This is a genomic window from Blastococcus sp. SYSU D00868 (genome assembly GCF_054050575.1).
Genome location: NZ_JBJGZO010000005.1, coordinates 126,985 through 148,396, shown reverse-complemented (window position 1 = coordinate 148,396; position 21,412 = coordinate 126,985). Strand labels below are relative to the sequence as shown.

General features: G+C 76.9%; 25 protein-coding genes. 14 read left to right on the top strand and 11 right to left on the bottom strand.

Translation table 11 applies throughout. The features are described 5' to 3' along the window. Positions 1–20 precede the first annotated feature (20 nt). Positions 21–182, top strand: a complete 162-nt coding sequence (locus ACI79F_RS06610) for a hypothetical protein (RefSeq protein ID WP_456546311.1) — start codon at positions 21–23, stop codon at positions 180–182. Positions 183–185: 3 nt separating this feature from the next. Here the strand turns inward: ACI79F_RS06610 and ACI79F_RS06605 are convergent, their stop codons facing one another. Next, positions 186–989 carry a hypothetical protein gene (locus tag ACI79F_RS06605; protein WP_456546312.1) on the bottom strand — a complete coding sequence of 268 codons (804 nt, stop codon included), beginning with the start codon at positions 987–989 and terminating at the stop codon, positions 186–188. 200 nt (positions 990–1,189) lie between these two features. Further along, positions 1,190–2,164 (bottom strand): 2,3,4,5-tetrahydropyridine-2,6-dicarboxylate N-succinyltransferase, encoded by a 975-nt coding sequence (gene dapD, locus ACI79F_RS06600; RefSeq protein ID WP_456546313.1) that lies wholly within the window; start codon positions 2,162–2,164, stop codon positions 1,190–1,192. Between the two features lie 106 nt (positions 2,165–2,270). Here dapD and dapE point away from each other — a divergent pair, with 106 nt between their 5' ends. From dapE to ACI79F_RS06570, 6 genes are read left to right on the top strand one after another with little or no spacing between them, the layout of a single operon-like run. Continuing rightward, a complete protein-coding gene (dapE, locus tag ACI79F_RS06595) occupies positions 2,271–3,377 on the top strand; it encodes a succinyl-diaminopimelate desuccinylase (protein ID WP_456546314.1) in 1,107 nt (368 codons plus the stop codon). Between the two features lie 18 nt (positions 3,378–3,395). Continuing rightward, positions 3,396–4,232: an LOG family protein gene (locus tag ACI79F_RS06590; RefSeq protein WP_456546315.1), complete on the top strand. Its 837-nt coding sequence runs from the start codon at positions 3,396–3,398 to the stop codon at positions 4,230–4,232. A gap of 9 nt (positions 4,233–4,241) precedes the next feature. Then, positions 4,242–4,616 (top strand): DivIVA domain-containing protein, encoded by a 375-nt coding sequence (locus tag ACI79F_RS06585; RefSeq protein WP_456546316.1) that lies wholly within the window; start codon positions 4,242–4,244, stop codon positions 4,614–4,616. Next, the gene (locus ACI79F_RS06580) at positions 4,609–5,070 is read left to right on the top strand and encodes an SRPBCC family protein (RefSeq protein WP_456546317.1); all 462 of its coding nucleotides are present in this window, start codon (positions 4,609–4,611) and stop codon (positions 5,068–5,070) included. Before ACI79F_RS06585 ends, ACI79F_RS06580 begins: the two co-directional genes overlap by 8 nt. A gap of 1 nt (position 5,071) precedes the next feature. Then, positions 5,072–5,782 carry a DNA alkylation repair protein gene (locus ACI79F_RS06575; protein WP_456546318.1) on the top strand — a complete coding sequence of 237 codons (711 nt, stop codon included), beginning with the start codon at positions 5,072–5,074 and terminating at the stop codon, positions 5,780–5,782. Between the two features lie 59 nt (positions 5,783–5,841). Further along, positions 5,842–6,657 carry a MerR family transcriptional regulator gene (locus tag ACI79F_RS06570; protein WP_456546319.1) on the top strand — a complete coding sequence of 272 codons (816 nt, stop codon included), beginning with the start codon at positions 5,842–5,844 and terminating at the stop codon, positions 6,655–6,657. Between the two features lie 11 nt (positions 6,658–6,668). On the opposite strand, the gene ACI79F_RS06565 is transcribed toward ACI79F_RS06570, so the two are convergent. Continuing rightward, complete coding sequence (locus tag ACI79F_RS06565) at positions 6,669–7,292, bottom strand: LysE family translocator (protein ID WP_456546320.1); 624 nt, start codon at positions 7,290–7,292, stop codon at positions 6,669–6,671. A 4-nt stretch (positions 7,293–7,296) separates the two neighbouring features. Further along, complete coding sequence (locus ACI79F_RS06560) at positions 7,297–7,626, bottom strand: hypothetical protein (protein ID WP_456546321.1); 330 nt, start codon at positions 7,624–7,626, stop codon at positions 7,297–7,299. Between the two features lie 44 nt (positions 7,627–7,670). On the opposite strand from ACI79F_RS06560, the gene ACI79F_RS06555 reads away from it, so the two are divergent. The 5 genes from ACI79F_RS06555 to ACI79F_RS06535 all read left to right on the top strand — a co-directional run bounded on the left by ACI79F_RS06555 (position 7,671) and on the right by ACI79F_RS06535 (position 12,564). Next, entirely contained in the window at positions 7,671–8,567 is an 897-nt protein-coding gene (locus ACI79F_RS06555) for a DMT family transporter (RefSeq protein ID WP_456546322.1), read from the top strand. An 88-nt stretch (positions 8,568–8,655) separates the two neighbouring features. Then, positions 8,656–9,204, top strand: a complete 549-nt coding sequence (locus ACI79F_RS06550) for a DNA-3-methyladenine glycosylase I (RefSeq protein WP_456546323.1) — start codon at positions 8,656–8,658, stop codon at positions 9,202–9,204. A 118-nt stretch (positions 9,205–9,322) separates the two neighbouring features. Continuing rightward, complete coding sequence (locus tag ACI79F_RS06545) at positions 9,323–9,490, top strand: DUF3117 domain-containing protein (protein WP_081807929.1); 168 nt, start codon at positions 9,323–9,325, stop codon at positions 9,488–9,490. 89 nt (positions 9,491–9,579) lie between these two features. Next, entirely contained in the window at positions 9,580–11,106 is a 1,527-nt protein-coding gene (locus ACI79F_RS06540; protein ID WP_456546324.1) for a leucyl aminopeptidase family protein, read from the top strand. Next, a complete protein-coding gene (locus ACI79F_RS06535; protein WP_456546325.1) occupies positions 11,107–12,564 on the top strand; it encodes a hypothetical protein in 1,458 nt (485 codons plus the stop codon). A 3-nt stretch (positions 12,565–12,567) separates the two neighbouring features. Here the strand turns inward: ACI79F_RS06535 and ACI79F_RS06530 are convergent, their stop codons facing one another. The 3 genes from ACI79F_RS06530 to ACI79F_RS06520 all read right to left on the bottom strand — a co-directional run bounded on the left by ACI79F_RS06530 (position 12,568) and on the right by ACI79F_RS06520 (position 15,238). Beyond that, positions 12,568–12,993 carry an ester cyclase gene (locus ACI79F_RS06530; protein ID WP_456546326.1) on the bottom strand — a complete coding sequence of 142 codons (426 nt, stop codon included), beginning with the start codon at positions 12,991–12,993 and terminating at the stop codon, positions 12,568–12,570. Between the two features lie 90 nt (positions 12,994–13,083). Then, positions 13,084–13,593, bottom strand: coding sequence for a DinB family protein (locus ACI79F_RS06525; RefSeq protein ID WP_456546327.1), 510 nt, complete (start codon positions 13,591–13,593; stop codon positions 13,084–13,086). A gap of 142 nt (positions 13,594–13,735) precedes the next feature. Further along, positions 13,736–15,238: a phytoene desaturase family protein gene (locus ACI79F_RS06520; protein ID WP_456546328.1), complete on the bottom strand. Its 1,503-nt coding sequence runs from the start codon at positions 15,236–15,238 to the stop codon at positions 13,736–13,738. Positions 15,239–15,376: 138 nt separating this feature from the next. Between ACI79F_RS06520 and ACI79F_RS06515 the strand changes: the two genes are divergently transcribed. Both ACI79F_RS06515 and ACI79F_RS06510 read left to right on the top strand, forming a co-directional pair. Continuing rightward, on the top strand, positions 15,377–15,772 hold the full coding sequence (locus tag ACI79F_RS06515; protein WP_456546329.1) for a hypothetical protein: 396 nt from the start codon (positions 15,377–15,379) through the stop codon (positions 15,770–15,772). 85 nt (positions 15,773–15,857) lie between these two features. After that, positions 15,858–16,541 carry a DUF6766 family protein gene (locus ACI79F_RS06510; RefSeq protein ID WP_456546330.1) on the top strand — a complete coding sequence of 228 codons (684 nt, stop codon included), beginning with the start codon at positions 15,858–15,860 and terminating at the stop codon, positions 16,539–16,541. A 7-nt stretch (positions 16,542–16,548) separates the two neighbouring features. Here the strand turns inward: ACI79F_RS06510 and ACI79F_RS06505 are convergent, their stop codons facing one another. From ACI79F_RS06505 to ACI79F_RS06490, 4 genes are all read right to left on the bottom strand, one after another. Next, positions 16,549–18,201 (bottom strand): SpoIIE family protein phosphatase, encoded by a 1,653-nt coding sequence (locus tag ACI79F_RS06505; protein WP_456546331.1) that lies wholly within the window; start codon positions 18,199–18,201, stop codon positions 16,549–16,551. Positions 18,202–18,331: 130 nt separating this feature from the next. Next, positions 18,332–19,441: a spore photoproduct lyase family protein gene (locus ACI79F_RS06500; RefSeq protein WP_456546332.1), complete on the bottom strand. Its 1,110-nt coding sequence runs from the start codon at positions 19,439–19,441 to the stop codon at positions 18,332–18,334. An 81-nt stretch (positions 19,442–19,522) separates the two neighbouring features. Continuing rightward, positions 19,523–20,266: an ANTAR domain-containing protein gene (locus ACI79F_RS06495; RefSeq protein WP_456546333.1), complete on the bottom strand. Its 744-nt coding sequence runs from the start codon at positions 20,264–20,266 to the stop codon at positions 19,523–19,525. A gap of 29 nt (positions 20,267–20,295) precedes the next feature. Further along, a complete protein-coding gene (locus ACI79F_RS06490; protein ID WP_456546334.1) occupies positions 20,296–21,399 on the bottom strand; it encodes a hypothetical protein in 1,104 nt (367 codons plus the stop codon). Positions 21,400–21,412: the final 13 nt, after the last annotated feature.

The window sequence follows — 21,412 nt, the reverse complement described above, 5'->3', positions numbered from 1 at the left end:
CCTTGCCCCGGAGGCATCCCGTGATCGCGTTCCTGGTCCTGCTCGCCGTCCTCGCCGTCGTCGACCTCGCCGTCCTGGCCCGCTGGCTGCGGGCCGGCACCGACGGCCGCCCGCGGGTGGTCGACCCCACCCACGTGCCACACCCGGAGCTCTACGGCCGGGCCCGCATGGGCCTGGCCTGAGCCTCAGGTGAGCAGCTCGAGACGGACGGCGCCGTCGCCGGCCCGCGACTCGGTCCAGCCGCCCTCGGCGGTCCAGGTCCGGCCGGCGAAGGCGACCGACCCGAGCTGCAGCCGCTCGGCATGGGCGACCGCCCAGGTCGCACCGAGCCAGCCGGCGGCCGGGTCGAGGGCCACGGCGCCGAACTCCTCGCTGGCCGCCACCCCCAGCTCCCGCTCGGCCTCCCCGGCGGCGGCCGCGGTGCGCTCGCTCAGCCGGCCGCCCACCTCCTGGGGCTGCCAGCTGCAGCTCAACCCGCCGGTGAGCAGCGCGCTGGTCAGCGCCTGAGCCATCGCCTCGTGCTTCTGGTACGCCTCCGGGAACCCCGAGCGCTGCACCGCCTGGGCGACCACCGTGAGCCGGCCGCTCTCCCAGCCGGGCACCTCGACCAGCCCGTCGTAGAACTTGCCGGCGGCGTACACGGGGTCGCGCACCTGCTCCGGCGACCCCCATCCCTGCGAGGGCCGCTGCTGGAAGAGCCCGAGCGAGTCCCGGTCGCCGTAGTCGAGGTTGCGCAGTCCCGACTCCTGCTGGGCGGTCGCCAGCGCGATGACCACCGCCCGCTCCGGCAGGCCGCGCGCCCGGGCGACCGCCGCGATCGTCGCCGCCGACGCGGCCCGCTCGGCGGTCAGTTCCAGGTCGCTGCCCGCGACGGTGCACCGGCCGCTCGCCGTGGCCGGGGTCCGCTCACCGGCCACCCGGATGCCCACCACCACCAGCACGGCCAGGACGACGAGCGCCGCGGCCCAGCCCAGCGCCGCCGGGGACACCCGCGCCCGGCCGCGTCGGCGACGCCGGGGCGCGCCCCGACGCGCGGAGCTGCCGGTCGCCCGACGCCTCGCGGCCGCCGGACGCCGTCCCCCGCTGCCGCTGGTCCGGCTCCCCGTCCGGGGGCGGCGGGTACGGGGGCTGGACATCGCCCCCGAGAGTAGGTGCCCCGCCTGTCAGGTCCCTGGAGGCGACGCGGCGGTCAGTTCGTGTGCAGCGCGGCGTTGAGCTCGCCCCACGTGCCCTCGCGGGGCAGCGCCTCCAGCGCACCGCTGACGCTGTTGCGGCGGTACAGCAGGCCGCTGCGGCCCGACAGCTCCAGCGCCTTGACCACCGAGCCGTCGGGCAGGGTGACCCGCGACCCGGCGGTCACGTAGCAGCCGGCCTCGACGACGCAGTTGTCGCCCAGCGAGATCCCGATGCCGGAGTTGGCGCCCAGCAGGCAGCCGCTGCCGATCGACACGACCTGCTTCCCGCCGCCGGACAGCGTGCCCATGATCGACGCGCTGCCGCCGATGTCGCTGTCCGGGCCGACGACGACGCCCGCGCTGATCCGGCCCTCGACCATCGAGGGGCCGAGCGTGCCGGCGTTGTAGTTGACGAAGCCCTCGTGCATGACCGTCGTCCCCTCGGCCAGGTGGGCGCCCAGCCGCACCCGGTCGGCGTCGGCGATGCGGACGCCGGAGGGCAGCACGTAGTCGACCATCCGCGGGAACTTGTCGACGCCGAAGACGGTCACGTGGCCCGCGGCGGCGCGCAGCCGGTGGGCGTTGAAGGTGGCCGCCTCCACCGGGCCGGCGCTGGTCCAGGCCACGTTGGTGAGCAGGCCGAAGACGCCGGTCAAGTCGGCGCCGTGCGGGCGGATGAGCCGGTGCGACAGCAGGTGCAGCCGCAGCCAGACGTCGTGGGTGTCGACCGGCGGCGCGGACAGGTCGGCGATCACCGTGCGCACGCCGACCACCTCGACGTCGCGGGCCTCGTCGCTGCGGACGAAGCCGCCGTAGTCGGGGCCCAGCTCCCCGGCGAGCTCCAGGGCGCCGAGCTTGACGGTGCCGTTCGCGGCGCCCTCGGGGGCGCCCAGCCGCGGCTCGGGGTACCAGGTGTCGAGCACGGTCCCGGAGCGGGTCACGGTGGCGAGTCCGGCGGCGACGGCGGAGCGGGGAGCGTCGTCAGTCACGGGAGGGGACGGTACCGACGCGTGCCAGTCGGCCCCGGTGCAGGGGCCCGTCGCGAGCCCGCGAGCGGCGGGGGGCGCCGGGGTCCTTCCTCTAGGCTCGGGCGTCGTGAGCGCCGTGCCCGCCCTGGACCTGTCGGCCGACGTCCTCGCGCTCACCCGGGCGCTGGTCGACGCCCCGTCGGTGTCCGGCGAGGAGGGCGCCCTGGCCGACGCCGTCGAGGCGGCGCTGCGCGCGCTGGGCGGCCTGGAGGTGGAGCGGGTCGGCGACTCCGTGCTGGCCCGCACCAACCTGGGCCGGCCGAGCCGCGTCGTCCTGGCCGGGCACCTGGACACCGTGCCGATCGCCGACAACGTGCCCAGCCGGCTCGACGGCGACCGGCTGTACGGCTGCGGCACCAGCGACATGAAGTCCGGCGACGCGGTGATCCTGCGGCTGGCCGCCCGCTTCGGCGTCCCGGGGGCGGAGCCGGCGCACGACCTGACCTTCGTCCTCTACGACAACGAGGAGGTCGAGGCCGTGAAGAACGGTCTCGGCCGGGTGGCCCGCGAGCGCCGCGGCTGGCTCTACGGCGACCTCGCGGTCCTGCTGGAGCCCACCGACGGCGAGATCGAGGCCGGCTGCCAGGGCACGCTGCGGGCGGTGCTCGAGGTGCGCGGTAGGCGGGCGCACAGCGCGCGTGGCTGGCTCGGGGTGAACGCCGTCCACGGTGCCGCCAACATCCTCGCCACGCTGGCCGCCTACGAGGCCCGCGAGGTGGACATCGACGGCTGCCGCTACCGCGAGGGGCTCAACGCGGTGCGCATCGAGGGCGGGGTGGCCGGCAACGTGATCCCCGACGAGTGCCGGGTGACGGTCAACTTCCGCTACGCGCCCGACCGGGACGAGGACGCCGCGGAGGCCCACGTCCGCGAGGTGTTCGCCGAGGCGCTGGCCGACGGCGCCACGCTGACCGTCGTCGACAACGCCGGCGGGGCGCTGCCCGGGCTGGCCGAGGCGGCCGCGGCCGCGTTCGTCGCCGCGGTGGGCCGGCCACCGCGCGCCAAGCTCGGCTGGACCGACGTCGCCCGCTTCGCCGCCTTCGGCATCCCGGCCGTCAACTACGGCCCCGGCGACCCGCAGCTGGCCCACACCCGCGAGGAGTCCGTCCTCGTGGAGCGGCTGCAGCCGGCCGAGGACGCCCTCGTCGCCTACCTGTCCACGCCGACCGCCTGAGCCCCGAGGAGTGCCTGCATGACGACCACGCCGGAGCCGGCCGACGGCCGCAGGCCGCGGCCGACCCGTCACCGCGGGCCGGTGATGCTGCGCGGCGGGGAGCCGGACCCGCGCACGCAGGGGACGACGACCGACCAGCGGCTGCTCGACCGCCGCGGCCCCACCGACTGGGTGCACACCGACCCGTGGCGGGTGCTGCGCATCCAGAGCGAGTTCGTCGAGGGCTTCGGGCTGCTGGCGGAGCTGCCCAAGGCGGTCAGCGTCTTCGGCAGCGCGCGGACGAAGCCGGACGACCCGCACTACGCGGCCGGGGTCGAGATCGGCGCCGCGCTGGCCCGCGCCGGCTACGCCGTCATCACCGGCGGCGGCCCGGGTGCGATGGAGGCGGCCAACCGCGGGGCGTCGGAGGCCGGGGGCCTGTCGGTCGGCCTGGGCATCGAGCTGCCGTTCGAGCAGGAGCTCAACGAGTGGGTGGACGTCGGCATCGCCTTCCGCTACTTCTTCGTGCGCAAGACGATGTTCGTGAAGTACGCGCAGGCCTTCGTCATCCTGCCCGGCGGGTTCGGCACCCTCGACGAGCTGTTCGAGGCCCTGACGCTGGTGCAGACCCGCAAGGTCACCCGGTTCCCGGTGGTGCTCTACGGCACCGCCTACTGGTCGGGGCTGATCGAGTGGATCCGGTCGACGATGGGGCCCGCCGGCACGATCAGCCCGGCCGACCTGGACCTGATCACGATCACCGACGACGTCGACGAGGTGCTCGCGGTGATCCGCGAGGCGGAGGCGCAGCGCGCGGCCGGGGACGGCGGCGGGGGCATGCGGGCGCCGCTGCCCTCGGGTCCGGTCGACGACTGAGGGCGTGCCGTGCTGTCCGCGGTCGTCTTCGTCGTCAGCGTGCTGCTGGTCGGCGGCCTGCTGTTCCTGCTCGCGTCGATGCTGCTGGGCCGCGGGGAGACCCAGCCGCCCGCCGAGCTGGACCGCTCCCCGGTCGAGCTGCCCGCCGACCGCCCGGTGCGCGGGGACGACCTGCGGGCGCTGCGGATCTCGGTGACCGCCCGCGGCTACCGGATGACCGAGGTGGACTGGCTGCTCGAGCAGCTCGCCGACACGCTCGAGGAGCGGGACCGGGAGATCGCCGCGCTGCGCGCCCGGTCCACGGACGACGACGACCGCGCGGGCAGGCACGCGGCTCCCTCCGACGGCGCGCCGAGCGGGAACGGGGCGCCGTCCGGTGCGTGAGCTGACCGAGCGGATCGACGTCGACGCGCCCCCCGAGCGGGTGTGGGCCGCGCTCACCGACTGGACGCGGCAGGGCGAGTGGATGCTCGCCACCGACGTGGAGACCGTCGGCGGCCCGGCCCAGGGGGTCGGCGGCCGGCTGGCCGCGCGCACCGGGCTGAGGCTGCCCCGGCGGCGCCGGCACGTCGGCGTCCTGGACACGATGGTCGTCACCGAGTGGGACCCGCCGCGGCGGGTGGTCGTGCAGCACACCGGACGCATCGTCCGCGGCCCCGGGATCTTCGAGGTCGAGCCGCGGGGCGCGGGCTCGACCTTCGTCTGGACCGAGCAGCTGTGGCTGCCCTTCGGGGTCCTCGGCGTCCTCGGCTGGCCGCTGGCGAGGCCGTTCGTCGTCCTCGGGGTGCGGATCTCGCTGCGCCGGTTCGCCGCCTTCGCGCGGACGTACCCCGCCTGACGTGTCCGTCGAGGCGATCCGCGCCGACCTGGCGGAGCTGGCCGACCCCGAGCGCGCCGAGGGCATGGCGCGCTACTTCCAGGCGCGGCCCGGCGGCTACGGCGAGGGCGACCGGTTCCTCGGGATCGCGGTGCCGCCGCAGCGGGCGGTCGCGAGGCGGCACGCCGCGGCGACGCCGCCGGCCGACGTCGCCGAGCTGCTCGGCAGCCCGTGGCACGAGGAGCGGCTGACCGCGCTGTTCGTGCTGGTGCGCCGCTTCCAGCGGGCGGACGACGACGAGCGCGCGCGGATCGTCGAGCTCTACCTGGCCCGGCGGGAGCGGGTGGACAACTGGGACCTCGTGGACGCCTCGGCGCCGTACCTGCTCGGCCCCTGGCTGCTGGCCCGCGACGACTGGGCGCCGCTGGACGACCTGGCCGCGTCGGCGTCGCTGTGGGACCGGCGGATCGCCGTGATGGCCACCTTCGCCGCCGTGCGCGCCGGCCGGCCCGAGCCGACCCTGCGGCTGGCCGACCGGCTGCTCACCGACCCCGAGGACCTGATCCACAAGGCGGTGGGCTGGATGCTGCGGGAGGTCGGCAACCGCGACCTCGCGTGCGCCGAGGCCTTCCTGGCGCCGCGGTACCGGCGGATGCCGCGCACGATGCTCCGGTACGCCATCGAGCGGTTACCGGCGGACCGGCGCCGCGACTACCTCGCCGGGCGGGTCTGACGGCCCGACCCGACCGCCCGCTTGACCCGGCCCCTGGGGCCGGCCGGAGGGTCGACGACGTGGACGCACCACTGCTGCGGGTCGGGGAGTTCCTCCGCCGCACCCGGCTCTCGCCCAAGGCCCTGCGGCTGTACGCCGCGCAGGGCCTGCTCCCGCCGGCGCACGTCGACCCGGTCAGCGGCTACCGGCTGTGGTCGGCCGACCAGGTCGAGCGGGCCCGGGTCATCGCGCTGCTCCGCCGGGCCGGCATGCCGCTGGCCCGCGTGCGCGACGTCGTCGACCTCGGCCCGGCGGCCCGGTCGGCGGCGGTCGGGCGCTGGTGGGCCGGGGTGGCGGAGGAGCACGCCCGGCGCGCGCAGGTGGTCGCCCACGTCACCAGGGGGACCGACGGAGAGGGGACGAGCGTGTACGACGTCGAGGTGCGGGACGTGCCGGAGCTGCGGCTGCTGTCGGCCGAGCGGCGGCTGACCGTCGCGGAGCTGTCGGACTTCATCGGCGCCGCCCGCCGCGAGATCGCCGCGGCGCTGGCCGCCGCCGGCGTGCCCGAGGCCGGGCCGGTGCGGGTGGTCTACCACGGGATGGTGACCGAGGACGGCGACGGCCCGGTCGAGGTCGCCGTCCCGTTCACCGGGTCGGTCGACCCGGTGGGGGAGCTGCGGGTGCGCCGGCAGGCGGCGCGGCGGGAGGCGGTCACCCGGCTGTCGCGGGACGCGGCGGAGTTCCCCGGGATCCTGGACGCCTACGACGCCGTGGCCCGCTGGATCGACGCCGCGGGCCTGCAGCGGGCCGGCAGCCCCGCCGAGGTGTACCTGACCGACCGGTCGGCGCCCGACGACGGCGGCACCCACGTCGAGGTGGCCTGGCCGGTGCGCTGACCCCGGCCGGCTCAGCCGCGGGTGAGGGCCAGCCGGGTGCCGAACCCGAGCAGCGCGCAGCCGGTGACGGCGTCCATGGCCCGCCGCACCGGGCGCCGGGTGAGCACCCGCCGTGCCCGGTGGAGCCCGGCCACCAGGACCAGCAGCCACGCCAGCCCGAGGACGGCATGGGTCAGCGCGAACGCGACCAGCACCGGGACGGCCGCCTGCGGCCCGAGGAACTGCGGCAGCACGGCGAGGTAGAACGCCAGCACCTTCGGGTTGGTGATGTTGCTGAGGAAGCCCTGGCGGAACCCGCGCAGCGCCGCGCCGGGGTCCGCCGTCCCGTTCCCGGCGAGGTCCTCGTAGCGGCCGCGGACGGCCGAGCGCAGCGACTGCACCCCCAGGTAGGCCAGGTACGCGATGCCCAGCCAGCGGATCGCCTGGAACAGCGGCTCGACGCGGACGACCACGGCCGCCAGCCCCGCGGCGGCGGCGGTGCCCTGCACCACGTTCGACGCGGCGATGCCGACGGCGCTCCAGGTGCCCCGGCGGCGGCCGCCGGCCAACGTGTTCCGGATGACGACGGCGGTGTCCGGTCCGGGTACGAGGACCAGCACCGTGGCGAAGACGACGAAGGACGCGTAGCCGGACACGCGGTCAATCGTCGCGCACGAACTCCAGCGCCTCCCGGGCCAGGGCGAGGTCGCGCGCGTCGTCCGGGCCGAGGGCGACCCACTCGCGCATCGCGGCGCCGCGGCCGTTGCGGAACGGGGTGCCCGCGCCGTCGGCCTGCAGCGCCTCGACCCGCGCCCGGGGCAGCTTCAGCACCAGGGCGCCGCCGACGGCCATGGCGAAGATCGACCCGTTCGCCGTCAGCGCGGTGGAGCCAAACCCGCGGCGCCCGCCGGCCCCCGGTGGCTCGACGCCGGGCTCGCCGGCCAGGGTCTGCGCGAGGGCGGCCAGCCGCCGCTCGGAGTCGTCGGTCACGGCCGTCATGATGTCGGCGTGCGCGACCGATGTGGAGAGGCCCGGTGAGCCGGCGCGGGTGGGTCCTGTTCCTGGCGATGTCGCTGATCTGGGGCGTGCCGTACCTGCTGATCAAGGTCGCGGTGGAGGACCTCTCGCCGGTGGTCGTCGTCTTCGGCCGGTGCGTCATCGGCGCCGCGCTGCTGCTGCCCTGGACGATCGCGAAGGGGCACCTGCGCCCGGCGCTGCGGCACTGGCGGTGGCTGCTGGCCTTCACGCTGCTGGAGATGACCGGGCCCTGGCTGCTGCTGGGCTACGCCGAGCAGACCCTGTCGAGCTCGCTGACCGGGCTGCTGGTGGCGGCCGTGCCGTTCGTCGCCGCGATCGCCGGGCGCCTGGTCGGTGACGAGCGGCTGACCCCGGTCCGGCTCGCCGGGATGGCGCTGGGCGTGGTGGGCATCGCCCTCCTGCTCGGCCTCGACGTCGGCGGGGCGGCGTGGGTGCCGCTGCTCGCGGTCGGCCTCACCGTCCTCGGCTACGGCACCGCGCCGCTGATCGTCACCCACCGGCTCGCCGACGTCCCCGGGGTGGCGGCCAGCTCCATCGCGCTGCTGGTCACCGCGGTCGTGTACGCGCCGTTCGCGCTGACCCGGCTGGACGAGGTGTCCGCGGCGTCCGGCTCGGCGCTGCTGTCGGTGGCGGTGCTGGGACTGGTCTGCACGGCGCTCGCGCTGTCGCTGTTCTTCGCGCTGATCCGCGAGGTCGGGCCGCAGCGGGCGCTGGTCATCACCTTCCTCAACCCCGCCGTCGCGGTGCTGCTCGGCGTGCTGCTGCTCGACGAGCCGTTCACCCTCGGCCTGGCCCTCGGCCTGCCGCTGGTGATCGCCGGCTGCGTGCTCGCGACCCGCCGCAACCAGCCGCGCGCGGCGGAGACCCCGCCGGTGGAGACACCCGTCCCCTGACCGCGGGTCCGGGTCCGCCTGTGGAGTGGCGGGCGCCTGTGGACGACCGGGCGGGGACCGTCGGCCCGCCGGGCTAGCGTCCCGGCCCGTGGACCGCATCCGATGCGCCTGGGGCGACAGCGCCCCCGAGTACGTGACCTACCACGACGAGGAGTGGGGCGTGCCCCTGCACGGGGACGACGCCCTGTTCGAACGGCTGTGCCTCGAGGCGTTCCAGTCCGGGCTGTCGTGGCTGACGATCCTGCGCAAGCGGCCGGCGTTCCGGGCCGCGTTCGCCGGCTTCGCCATCGACGCGGTCGCGGAGTTCACCGAGGAGGACCGGGCCCGGCTGCTCGCCGACGCCGGCATCGTCCGCAACCGCGCCAAGGTCGACGCCGCGATCGCCAACGCGCGGGCCGCGCAGCGGCTGCCGGAGGGCCTCTCGCAGCTGCTGTGGTCCTTCGCGCCGCCGGGCCCGCGCACCCGCCCGGCGACCCTCGCCGACGTGCCGGCCACCAGCCCCGAGTCCGTCGCCATGGCCAAGGAGCTCAAGCGCCGCGGCTTCGTCTTCGTCGGCCCCACGACCGCCTACGCGCTGATGCAGGCGACGGGGATGGTCGACGACCACGTGAGCACCTGCTTCCGCGCCGTCACCTGAACGGCGGCCCGTGTTGGTCTCGCGGGCAGGGATACGGGATCATGGGGCAGCTCACTGCACTGAGAGGAGCCACACCGCCGCCAGCAGAGGCGACGGGTGGCCGGCGAAGGAGGCACGCATGGCGGCCATGAAGCCGCGCACGGGTGAAGGTCCCCTGGAGGTCACCAAGGAGGGGCGCGGCCTGGTCATGCGCGTACCGCTCGAGGGCGGCGGACGTCTCGTCGTCGAGCTGTCGCCCGACGAGGCGACGGCGCTCTCCGAGGCCCTGAAGGGCGCGACCAGCTGAACACCGCGGCGAGCCTGCCTCCCGGCAGCTCCGCACCGCACGACGCGGCCCCGGCCGACGGCAGCACGCCGGCGACCGGGGCCGCGCCGTTGCCGCGGGTCGCGGTCGTCGCCGCCCTGCCGCCGCTCGGGGAGGACGACGTCCTCGCCGTGCCGGTCGGCGCGCGCGGCGCCCTGCCCGGCTGGCTGACCGACCCGGGCCCGGGGCGGCCGCCGCCCGTCCCGCCGGCGTTCCTGGCCGGCGCCCTGCGCGACACCGGCAACACCGGCGCGGCCGGGAAGATCACGAACCTCCCCGTGCCCGGCCGCCACCCGCGCAGCGTGGTGGCCGTGGGCATCGGCGCCGGGACGCTGCCGGACCTGCGCTCCTACGTGGCCACCGCGGTGCGGCGGGCCCAGACCCTGGCCGAGCACGGCGCCCGGCGGCTGGTCCTGCCGGTCGACGAGCCGGCGCCCACCGGGGCGGACGAGGTGCGCGCCGCCGTCGAGGCCGCGCTGCTGGCCGGCTACCGGTTCCGCCAGACCAGCCGGCCGCACCCGCCGCGGCTGGCCGAGGTCGTCGTGGTCGCCGCCGACGCCGACGACCCCGCGGTGGTGGCCGCCGCCCACGCCGGGCGGGTCACCGCCGAGGCCGTCGCCTGGGCCCGCGACCTGGTGAACACCCCGGCCGGCACGAAGACCCCGGCGTGGCTGGCGGCCCAGGCGCAGCAGCGGTTGGCCGGGCTCGACTCCGTCACCGTCACCGTGCTGGGCCCCGACGAGCTGCGCGCCGGCGGGTTCGGCGGCGTGCTCGCCGTCGGCGGCGGCTCGGCCGCCCCGCCGTGCGTGGTGGTCGCCACCCACCGCCCGCCGGGTGCCCCGCAGGGCGAGCACCCCGTGCTCGTCGGCAAGGGCATCACCTTCGACACCGGTGGGCTCTCGATCAAGACCAACGCCGGCATGCGGGAGATGAAGACCGACATGGCCGGCGGGGCCGCCGTGCTCGCCGCCTTCGACGCCGCGGTCCGCCTCGGCGTCCCGGTCGCGTTCACCGCCGTCGTCCCGGCCGCGGAGAACGCGGTCTCCGGCTCCTCCTACCGCCCCGGCGACGTGGTGCGCCACGTCGGCGGCCGGACCACCGAGGTGCTCAACACCGACGCCGAGGGCCGGATGGTGCTCGCCGACGCGCTCGCCCACGCCCGCCTCGAGCTCGGCGCCACCGTGCTGGTCGACGTCGCCACCCTCACCGGCGCGATGAAGACCGCGCTGGGTGCCCGCACCGCCGGCCTCTACGCGACCGCCGACGGGCTGGCCGAGGCGCTGACCACCGCGGCGGGTCACGCCGGGGAGCGGGTGTGGCGGATGCCGCTGGCCGAGGAGTACGCCGAGGCGCTGGAGAGCGCCGTCGCCGACGCCAACAACGCCCCGGGCAACCCCGGCGGCACGACCGCGGCGCTGTTCCTCCGCCCCTTCGCCGGGGACCTGCCGTGGGCGCACCTGGACGTCGCCGGGCCCGCCCGCGCGGGCTCCGACGACGCCGAGGTGGTCAAGGGCGGCACCGGCTTCGGCGCCCGCCTGCTGCTGCGCTGGCTGGAGGCCGGCGCGCCGGTGCACCCCGTCCCCGCGGTGGTGGACTGAGTGGCCGGCGACCGGGGCGTGGTCTTCCCCGCCGGCCCGGACGGCCGGCGGAGCACCGCGGCCCTCGGCCGGGCGGTCGTCGCCGACGCCCTGCGGCCGGTGGACCCGCCCGGCGCCCGCGCCGCCGAGCAGGAGACCAACTGGCGGGCCGGCTACCTGGTGCACTTCCGCCGGCTGGTCGAGGCCGGGCTGGGCGACCCCGGCGCGGCGCGCACCGTCGCGGCCGCGGGCCTCGCCTCGCTGCACGACCGCATGCGGGTCGCGGACGACGACGGCGAGCAGCCGCTGGCCGCCCTCGCCGGCGCGGCGCCCGGCCGGCCGCTGGCCACCCGCGAGGTCCGCGGCGACGCCGAGCCCGAGCGCGAGCTCTCCCTGCCCTTCCACGGCACCCGGCTGCGCGGCGCGGAGCTGGCCCGCCGGCTCGACGCCTGGGTCGACTGCGGGGCGATGGAGCCGTCGGCCGCCGAGGCCGTGCGCACCGTCGCCGCCCACCCCGAGTGGCTGGCCCTGCCCGGCCGGACCGTCGTCGTGCTGGGCGCCGGGGCCGAGATGGGGCCGCTGACGGCGCTGCTGCGCTGGGGCGCCCGGGTGGCCGGGGTCGACCTGCCGCGGGCCCCGCTGTGGCGGCGGGTGCTCGACACCGCCGCCCGCGGCGCCGGCACGCTGCTGGTCCCGGCGCGGTCCGAGGGGGACCTGCCCGAGGCCGCGGGCGTCGACCTCGTCGCCGAGGTGCCGGCGGTCGCCGAGTGGGCGGCCGGGCTGACCGGCGGCCTCGTGCTCGGCAACTACGTCTACGCCGACGGCGCCGACAACGTCCGCGTCTCCACCGCCGTCGACGCCCTCACCCTGCGCCTGCAGGCCGAGCACCCGGACCTGGCGCTGGCCTTCCTCGCCACGCCGACCGACGTCTTCGCCGTCCCCGCCGAGGCCGTCGAGCACTCGGTGCGGGCCTACACCGGCCGTTCCCGGACGGCGAAGCTGCTGGTCCGCCCGCTGCGCACCGTCACCGCGGGCCGGCTGCTGCAGCGCGGTTACGTGCCCGGCGCCGACCCCGGCGTCAACGACAGCCTGGTGCCGCAGCAGGGGCCCAACTACGCGCTGGCCAAGCGGCTGCAGCGCTGGCGGGCGACGACGGCGCGGGCGGCCGGGACGACGGTGTCGATGAACGTCGCGCCGCCCACCCGCACCCGCTCGGTGGTGAAGAACCGGGCGCTGGCCGCCGCCTACGCCGGCGCGCACCGGTTCGGCGTGGAGGTGTTCGAGCCCGCGACGTCCAACGTGCTCATGGCCGCGCTGCTGGTGCACGACCTGCACACCGGCGGGGGGCCGCGCCAGGCGCACCCGTGGCAGGACGAGGCGCACGCCGCCGTCCACGGCGGGCTGTGGCGGACCGCGTACGCGCCGCGCAGCGCCCTCGGGCTGGCCGCCGTGCTCGGGCTCGGTGCCGCCCGCGGGTGACGGTCAGGCCGGGGCCGGGACCGCGCCCAGTTGCACCATCAGGCCCAGGAGGTCCGACGTCGTCCAGCGCTCGGCCACCCGGTCCCCGCGGAACCGCATGATCGTGATGCCCTGGAGCACGTAGGGGCGGCCGGTGGGCGGCATGCCCATGAAGTCGCCGCGGTGCTCGCCCGTGACGGTGAACCGGCAGGCGAACAGGTCGCCGTCGGTCAGCTGCTCGGCGAGGTCGAGCTGCGGGTTGGGGCGGCCCGGCGCGCCCAGCGCCGCCCAGAACTGCTGGTAGAAGCCGGCCACCGCCGCCTTGTCCATCGGCTCCGGCTCCAGGCCGTGGAACCGCAGGTCCTCGGCGTACACCTCGAGGTAGCCGGGCAGGTCCCCGGCGTTCCACCGCTGCCGTGCCTGCTCGACCCGATCGGCGGGAGCGGTCATGGCTCCTCCTCCGGCGACGCGACACCCTTGACGGTCGAGCACCCTGGCAGCCGCGCGCCGCCGCCCCCAGAGCCGTTCGCCCCCGCCGCCTCACTCGCCGACGACGCCGTCCACCGCCTCCCGCAGCAGGTCGGCGTGTCCGTTGTGGCGGGCGGTCTCCTCCAGCAGGTGCAGCAGCATCCAGCGCAGGCTGAAGTGCCCGCCGTCGCGCCGCGGCTCGACCGAGAGCGCGTCGAGGCTCGCGGCCGCGGCGACCACCTCGTCGGTGCGCCGGCAGGCCAGCCGGTAGCGCTCGCGCAGCTCCTCGGGCTCCATCGTGGGCGCGACGTCCATCTCCCAGTCCGGGGTGGCCGCCCAGTCCACCCCCGCCCACGGCTCCGGCGCCGGCCGCCCGGCGAACCGCTCGACCGCCCACCGCTCCTCGACGAACGCCAGGTGGTGGAGCAGCCCGGCGAGGGTCAGCGACGACGGCGGCAGCGGCCGGGCCAGCTGCTCGCGGGTCAGCCCCTCGGTCTTCAGCAGCAGCGTCTCGCGCTGGTAGGCGAGGTAGGCGGTCAGCTGGGCGGCCTCGGCGGCGTTCTCGGGCGGGTCGGTGCGCACGCCGCCGACCCTCGCACCCGCCGCCGACACCGCGCACCGCCGTCCTCCCTCACCGCACCGCCGTCCTCCCTCACCGCAGCGCGTCCTCCCTCACCGTCCACCGTGAGGGAGGACGCGCCACGATCAGGTCAGCTGATCCCGGCTAGGCGGGGCCGACCAGGCCGGCCACGATCTCCGCGGACAGGGTCACCAGCGGCAGCCCGCCGCCGGGGTGCGCCGAGCCGCCGACCAGGAACAGCCCGGGTACCGGTCCCGCGTTGCCCGGCCGCAGGAAGGCCGCGCGGGCGCCGTTGCTCGACGTGCCGTAGATCGACCCGCCGACGCTGCCGGTCTCCCGCGCCAGGTCCGCGGGGGTGCGGACGACGCACCAGCGCACCCGGTCCCGCACGTCCAGCCCGCGCCGCGCCATCACCTCGAGCACCCGGGCGGCGTAGCGGTCGGCCAGGCCGGGCTCGTCCCAGTCCACGCCGCCGGCCGGGTCGTGCCGCGGCGCGTTGACCAGCACGAACCACGACTCGCCGTCGGCGTCGGGGCGGGTGGCCGGGTCGTCGGGGGCGCTGACGTAGACGGTGGGGTCCTCGACCGGCCGGGGGGCGCCGCGGTGCCGGCCGACGCCGAACACCGCGTCGAACTCGGCGTCGTAGTCGTCGGGGAACAGCACCGTGTGGTGGGCCAGGGCGGGGGTGCGGCCGCGCAGCGCCAGCAGCAGCACGAACCCCGACAGCGACGGCGTGCTGCGGGCCAGGCCGCGGCGCACCCGCCGGGTCGCCGGCAGCGGCGGCAGCAGGTCGCGGTACAGCGCGGCCGCGTCGGCGCCGGAGACGACGACGTCGGCGCGCACCACCTCGCCGCCGGCCAGCGCGACCCCCGTCGTCCGGCCGCCCAACACGAGCACCCGCTCCACCGCCGTCCCCGTCCGGAACACCGCCCCGCGCCCGGCCGCCCGGTCGGCCACGGCGGTCGCCAGCCGGTGCAGGCCGCCGCGCACGTACCAGGAGCCGGCGGCCTGCTCCGCGTACGGCACCGTGACCAGCACCGCGGGCGCCCGGCGCGGGTCGGAGCCGGAGTAGGTGGCGTAGCGGTCCAGCAGGACGCGCAGCCGGGGGTCGCGCAGGTGCGCCCGGCCCAGCCCGCGCAGCGTGCGCCAGGGCGCGACGGTGGCGACGTCGCGGCCGCTGCGGGCCAGCCGCGCCAGGGTGGCGGCGCCGGCCAGCGGGGAGCGCAGGAACGGCTGCTCGGTGACCCGCCACATCTCCGCCGCGCGGGCCATGAGCGCCGCCCACTGGTCGCCGGCCCCCCCGCCGAGGGCGTCGTCGAGCGCGGCCGGCACCGCCTCGGGGGTCCCCGGCAGGTCCAGCCGGGTGCCGTCGGCGAACCGGTAGGCGACCGCGGGGTCGAGCCGGACCAGGTCCACCGACTCCTCCAGCGGCGCGCCGGTGGCGGCGAACAGGTCCCGGTACACCTGCGGCAGCGTCACCAGGCTCGGGCCGGTGTCGAACGCGTGCCCGTCGCGGGCGTACCAGCCGAGCTTGCCGCCGATCGTGGGCGCCTGCTCCAGCACGGTGACCGCGTGGCCCAGGGCGGCGAGCCGGGCCGCGGCCGCCAGCCCGCCGAGCCCGGCGCCGACCACCGCCACCCGCGCCACGACCGCCACGGTAGGCGGCCGGGCGCCGCCGTCGCCCGTCCGGGTGAGGGCGGTTTGCCGCATCGCGAGGCACGGGTAGCCGCAGGTGGTCGCGGGTGAGACCGGCCGGCGGACGTGTGCCCGCGGGAAGGGGCCGACGTGGCCGTGTCGAGGGTGGGTGCAGCGGCGGTCGGGGCGGCGGCGGTGCTGGCCCTCGCCGGGTGCGCGAGCGCGCAGGAGGACGACGTCCGGGACGTCGCGACGGCGTTCGGCGACCGTGGCGTGGACCCGGGCGCGCGGTGCGAGCTGCTCGTCGCGACCACGCGGGCGGCGCTGGAGTCGGACGAGTCGGCGCCGTGCGCCGCCGTCCTCGCCGACCTGCCGCTGGGCGGCGGCGCCGTGGAGTCGGTGGCGGTCTGGGGCCGCAACGCCCAGGTGCGCACGACCGAGGACACGCTGTTCCTCGCCGAGACCGCGGCCGGCTGGCGGGTCGCCGCGGCCGGCTGCACGCCGCGCGGCGAGGCGCCCTACGACTGCGAGGTGGAGGGGCCGTGAGGGGTGTGCACCGGCTGTACGTGACCTACCTGGTGGTGATCCTGCTCGGCGTCGCCTATGTCACGCTGCTGGGACTGATGGGCCGATGAGCGCCCCGCACGGCTTCGTCCGGGACAACGCGCTCGGGCTGGCCTTCGGCGGCCTCTTCCTGGTCACGCTCGCCGGCCAGGCGATCTCGGGGACGGCGGACTTCAACGCCCAGCAGGTGGCGGACGGCCTCGAGCCGGTCTCCCTCTGGCGCTACGTCACCTCGTCGTCGTTCGGCGTCGACGTCATGGAGAACTGGCAGTCGGAGTACCTGCAGTTCTTCCTCTACGTCTTCGCGACCGTGTGGCTGATCCAGCGCGGGTCGGCCGAGTCCAAGGAGCCCGGGGAGGAGGGGCCGGAGTCCGACCGCGAGCAGCTGGTGGGCGAGCACGCGCACCGGTGGTCGCCCTCCTGGGTGCGGGCCGGCGGCTGGCGGACGACGCTGTTCTCCCGGTCGCTCGGCTTCGTGATGGGCGCGCTGTTCCTGCTGACCTGGGCGGCCTCGTCGATCGCCGGGTGGTCGGCGTTCAACACCGAGCAGCTCGCCGACCGGCAGGACCCGGTGAGCTGGCTCGGCTACCTCGGCGAGGCGGACTTCTGGAACCGGTCCTTCCAGAACTGGCAGTCCGAGATGCTCGCGGTGGGGTCGATGGCGGTGCTGTCGGTGTTCCTGCGGCAGCGCGGCTCCCCGGAGTCCAAGCCGGTGGGGGCGGCGCACGGGGACACCGGCGAGACCGGCTGACGGCGGGTCAGCAGGGGACGGTCAGCGCGAGCACGGCGAGGTCGTCGGCCTCGTACCGCGACCCGCGGACCCGCTCCGCCACCGCCGCGGAGATCGTCTCGGCGATGCACTCGGCGGCGTCCGGGCCCGGCCGGGTCAGCAGGCCCACGAGCCCGTCCTCGCCGAACTGCGCGCCGTCGGCGTCGCGGGCCTCGGTGACGCCGTCGGTGTAGAGCACCAGCGAGGCGCCGGGGCCCAGCGTCACCGGCACCGAGGTGTAGCGGGCCTCGTCGCCCACGCCGAGCGGCCGCCCGACGACGCCGACCTCCGTCCAGCCGCCGGCCCCGCGCAGCAGCGGCCGGGGGTGACCGGCCACGGCCAGGCGCCCCCGCGTCGTGCCCGGGCCCGGCTCGAGGACCAGGCAGGCGGCGGTGACGAAGCGCAGCGGGCCGCCGGCCTGCTCGTGCCGCAGTGCGCCGTGCACGGCGGCCAGCACCTCGGCGGGGTCGCCGGAGCCGGCGGCCGCGGCCCGCGCGGTGTGCCGGGTCAGCGCGGTGACCGCCGCGGCCTCCGCGCCGGTGCCGCAGACGTCGGCGATGAGCAGCATCCACCGCCCGTCGGGCAGCGGGACGACGTCGTAGGTGTCGCCGCCGACCAGGCCGGAGCCGCCGCCCGGGCGGTAACGGGCGGCCAGCTCCAGCCCCGGGACCGTGGGCAGCGTCGCGGGCAGCAGGCTGCGCTGCAGGGTGTCGGCGAGCTCGCGCACCGCGGACTCGGCGCGCAGCCGGCCGAGGAACTGGCCGATCTGGCGGCCGGCATTGCCCAGGACGTCGAGCAGCTCGGGCGGCACCGGGCGGGGCTGACGGGTGAACAGCTCGCAGACGCCGAGCAGGGTGTCACCGCGCAGCAGCGGGAAGGCCACGCCGCTGCGGAAGCCGGCCGAGCGCGCCGCCGCCGCGCCGAAGGTCGCCGGCGCCCCCTGCAGGTCCTCGATCGCGACCGGGGCCTGCCGGCGCCAGGTGAGCCCGGGCAGCCCCTGCCCGCGGACGAAGGTGAGCGGCAGCTTGGCGGTGTGCAGCGGGGCGACGTCCACGCCGGGCACCGCCCAGATGCCGCCGTAGGTCAGCCACTGCCCGGTGTCGTCGGGCTGCCACAGCGTCGCGCAGTCCCAGTCCAGCTCGGCGCACAGGCTGGGCAGCAGCCGCTCGAACGCGGCATCGGCGTCCGGCGCCTCGGTGAGCGCGGCGGTCACCCGCAGCGTCGCCGCCAGGTACCGGCTGACGTTCAGCTGGCGCTCCAGCAGGATCGTCGTGCTCGCGTCGCGCAGGACGGCGACGACGTGGGCGCCGAGCCCGGGCAGGTCGAGCCGGCCCAGGGTCACGTCGATGGCGACCTCGTGCCCGTCGGCGTGCAGGGCGGGCAACTGGGTCGTGTTGCCGACCAGCTCGCCCTCGCCGGTGGTGAGGAAGCGGGTGACGTGCGCGCCGTGCCCGTCCCGGAAGCGCTCGGGCATGACCGCGGTCAGCGGCCGGCCGACCACGTCGGCCGGGTCGTGCCCGAGCAGGGTGGTCACCGCGTCGTTGACGTAGACGATCCGGCCGTCGGCGTCGGCGGCCACCACGGTGTCCGGCAGGGACGCCAGCAGGGCGTCCCCGGGCACGCCGGGGGCAGGCTCGGGCACCGTTCCTCCCCCGTGGACCGCCCTCTGCTGTCGCCCCAGGATCGCACACGCCCGGTGCGATCCCGGGCACTCCGTGTCGACATGGCGATTCGTCGACGGCACCGGCCCGGGGGCGTGCCCGGCCGGCCGCTCAGAAGGCGTAGCGCACCCGCAGCCACGGCGCGTGGTGGGCGATGAGCTCCTGCAGCCGCTCGACGCCGGCGCGCTTCACGTCGTTGCGGTAGCGGACGTTCCACTGCCCGTTCTGGCTGCGCTTGGGCTGCTGCAGGTCCGGCCGCCAGAGCAGGTCCTCGGCCTTCGGGTGCCAGCCGAGGTTGACCTCGTGCAGGTCCCGGTTGTGGGTCAGCATGATCACCTCGGCGGCGGCCTGCGCCTTGGCGGCCGGGCCGAGCTCGTCGTCCAGCTGCCGCAGCAGCTGCGCCCAGTCGGCCTCCCACCCGTCGCGCAGGACGACGGGGGAGAGGTTGAGGTGCACCTCGTAGCCGGCGGCCACGAAGTCGTCGACGGCGGCGATCCGCTCGGCGACCCGGCTGGTGCGCACGTCGATCACGCGGGAGTCGGCGTCGGGCATGAGCGAGAACCGGACGCGGGTGCGGCCCCGCGGGTCGAGGTCGAGCAGCTGCCGGTTGACGTACTTGGTGGCGAAGGAGGCCTTCGCCGTGGGCAGCTCCCTGAAGGTGGCGACCAGGTCGGCGACGTTGTCGCTGACCAGCGCGTCGACCGAGCAGTCGCTGTTCTCGCCGATGTCGTAGACCCAGGAGACGGGGTCGCACTGGTCCGGCTCGGTCTTGGGCCCCTGCCGGGCGACGTGCCGGCGCAGGTAGCCGGTGATCTGCTCGATGTTGGTGAAGACGGTGATCGGGTTGGCGTAGCCCTTGCGGCGCGGCACGTAGCAGTAGGCGCAGGCCATCGCGCAGCCGTTGGCGGTGGACGGGGCGATCCAGTTCGACGACCGGCTGTTCGCCCGCGCCGACAGCGACTTCTTGACGCCGAGCACGAGCGTCTCGGTCTTGACCCGCACCCAGCGGTCGACGTTGCCGGCGTTGCCGTGCAGCTCGGGGATCTGCCAGTGCGAGGGCACCTCGACCACCTCGGCGCCCGGGAAGCGCTCGAGCACCTCGCGGCCGCGGGCGGAGTCGAGGGCGGCGGGCTCGGCGTAGATCTCGCGGACGTCGAGCAGGCGGGTGGGGGAGGACGAGGGGGCCGGGCGGACGGGGGACGACGGAGCGGCGGTCTCCACGTCGGGTACAGCGGCCCGCGGCCGGCGGCTGTTCCGCTCCCGACCTGCGCCGATCCCCACACCGGTGCGGGGAATGGGCGCTCAGCCCGCCGACGCGTCCGGCCGGCGCAGGGTGGTCGGGGAGATCCGGCCGGAGAGCAGGTCGGCCGCGACGTCGTCGACCGGTCGGCCCGCGGTGTAGGCCGCGGCGCGGAGCAGGTCCAGGGCGCCGCGGGTGTCGGTGCCGTGCGTGACGCTCAGCTGGCCCAGGGCCTCCCACACCAGCGCCCGGCGCCGTGCGGCCGGCGTGTGCAGCCACTCCGGGCCGTGCGCCGGCTGCCAGTCCGACCAGACCGCGGCCTCGCTCAGCGTGGAGGTGATCAGCCCGCCGACGGCCATGGCCTCGAAGACCGGCAGCCGCGGCACCGCGCCGTCGTCGGTGAAGTACAGGTCGATGGCGACGTTGCCGGCCAGCGACAGGGGCAGCGGCAGCGCGACGACGCCGCGGTAGGGCGTGCGCCCCAGCAGCAGCTCGGCGAACGGCAGCCACCGGCGGCGCAGGTCGTCGGCCATCGCGAAGACCGGCTCCCCGCCGCGGTGCGCCGCCAGGCACGGTCCGGTGCCGACGGTGAACTGCAGGCGCTCGGCCGTCGCGGCGTCCTCCGAGCTCGCGCCCAGCGGCAGCCGCCGGCCGGAGCCGTCCTCGACGCTCAGCCCGGCGCCGTCCACCGGCAGGGTGCGGGCGCAGGCCCGCATCAGCCGCGCGGGCAGCAGCTCGGGCCCGGCCAGGCCGGGCTCCGCGGCCTCGTCCAGGGCCGCGGTGAACCGCTCCGCGATGGTCGCCACCCTCCGGGGATGCCCGCGATGGGGGCGGGTCAACCGGCGGGCGGCCCGCTCGTGCGGCCGGCCCGGTGGGTGTAGGCGGCCTCCCGGACGGCGTCGTCGCTCTCCAGCCCCGCGCCCAGCGCCCCGCCGACCGTGGCCAGCGAGCAGGTCAGCCAGGCCAGCTCCAGGTAGTCCGACAGGTGCGCCCCGTGCCCCAGCCCCTCGCTGAACAGCGGCTCGACCACCAGCAGCAGCCCGCCGGCCAGCGCCAGCAGGAACAGGACGGCGTACAGCGACAGCACGCCCAGCACGACCGTGGCCGTGGTCGCCACGTTGAACAGCAGCACCTGCTTGCGCACCCGCCGGCCGCGGGGGCGCTCCCACAGCTGCGCGCCCACGATCAGGGTGGCCGCCACGGCGACGACCGAGCCGAGGGCGACGACGGTGAGCCGCACCCAGCCGAAGGAGTCGGCCAGCCGCCAGACGTCGCTGGTGATGAGCGCGAAGACGCCGGCCGCGACCGCCGCCGTCAGCGCGCGGGACAGCCGCACCGCCAGCCGCCACGGCTGGTTGGCCCGCACCATCCCGACCAGCAGCCGGAGGTTGCCGCTGAGCACCCGGGCGGTGGAGAGCAGCCCGTCGCCGTCGTCGGCGGCCAGCTGGCGCAGCCGGCGGGTCAGCGCGGCGCGGTCGTCGTCGTCCACCTCGCCGTCCCCGGTGCCCAGCAGCGACCGGATCAGGTCGACGGCGGTGTGCAGCGCCCGGCGGTGCCGACCCACCGCGCCCAGCGCGGGCAGCGAGATCAGCGCGACCCCGTGCACCGGGCTGGCCGTGCCGGCCACGGGTCGCCGGGACACCTCCAGCGGGACGTCGGTGAGCGCCACCGCCAGGTCCCAGTCCTCGGCCAGCAGGCGGGCGCGGGTCGCGGCGACGATCTCGTCGTCGTCCGCGGGCGGCTGCACCAGGCCGTCGGACACGGCGCGGACGTCCCAGCGCACCTCCGGGTGCTGGGCGGCCAGCTCCGCGGCGAGCTCGGGCGCGAGCCGGGTGGCCAGCTCGGTCGCCGGACCGGGCGCGGCCACCAGCCCCACGACGACGTCGGGCAGCGCGGACGGTCCGGACGCCCGTTCGGCGTCCTCCTCCAGGGCACTCACAGCAGGGCACTCA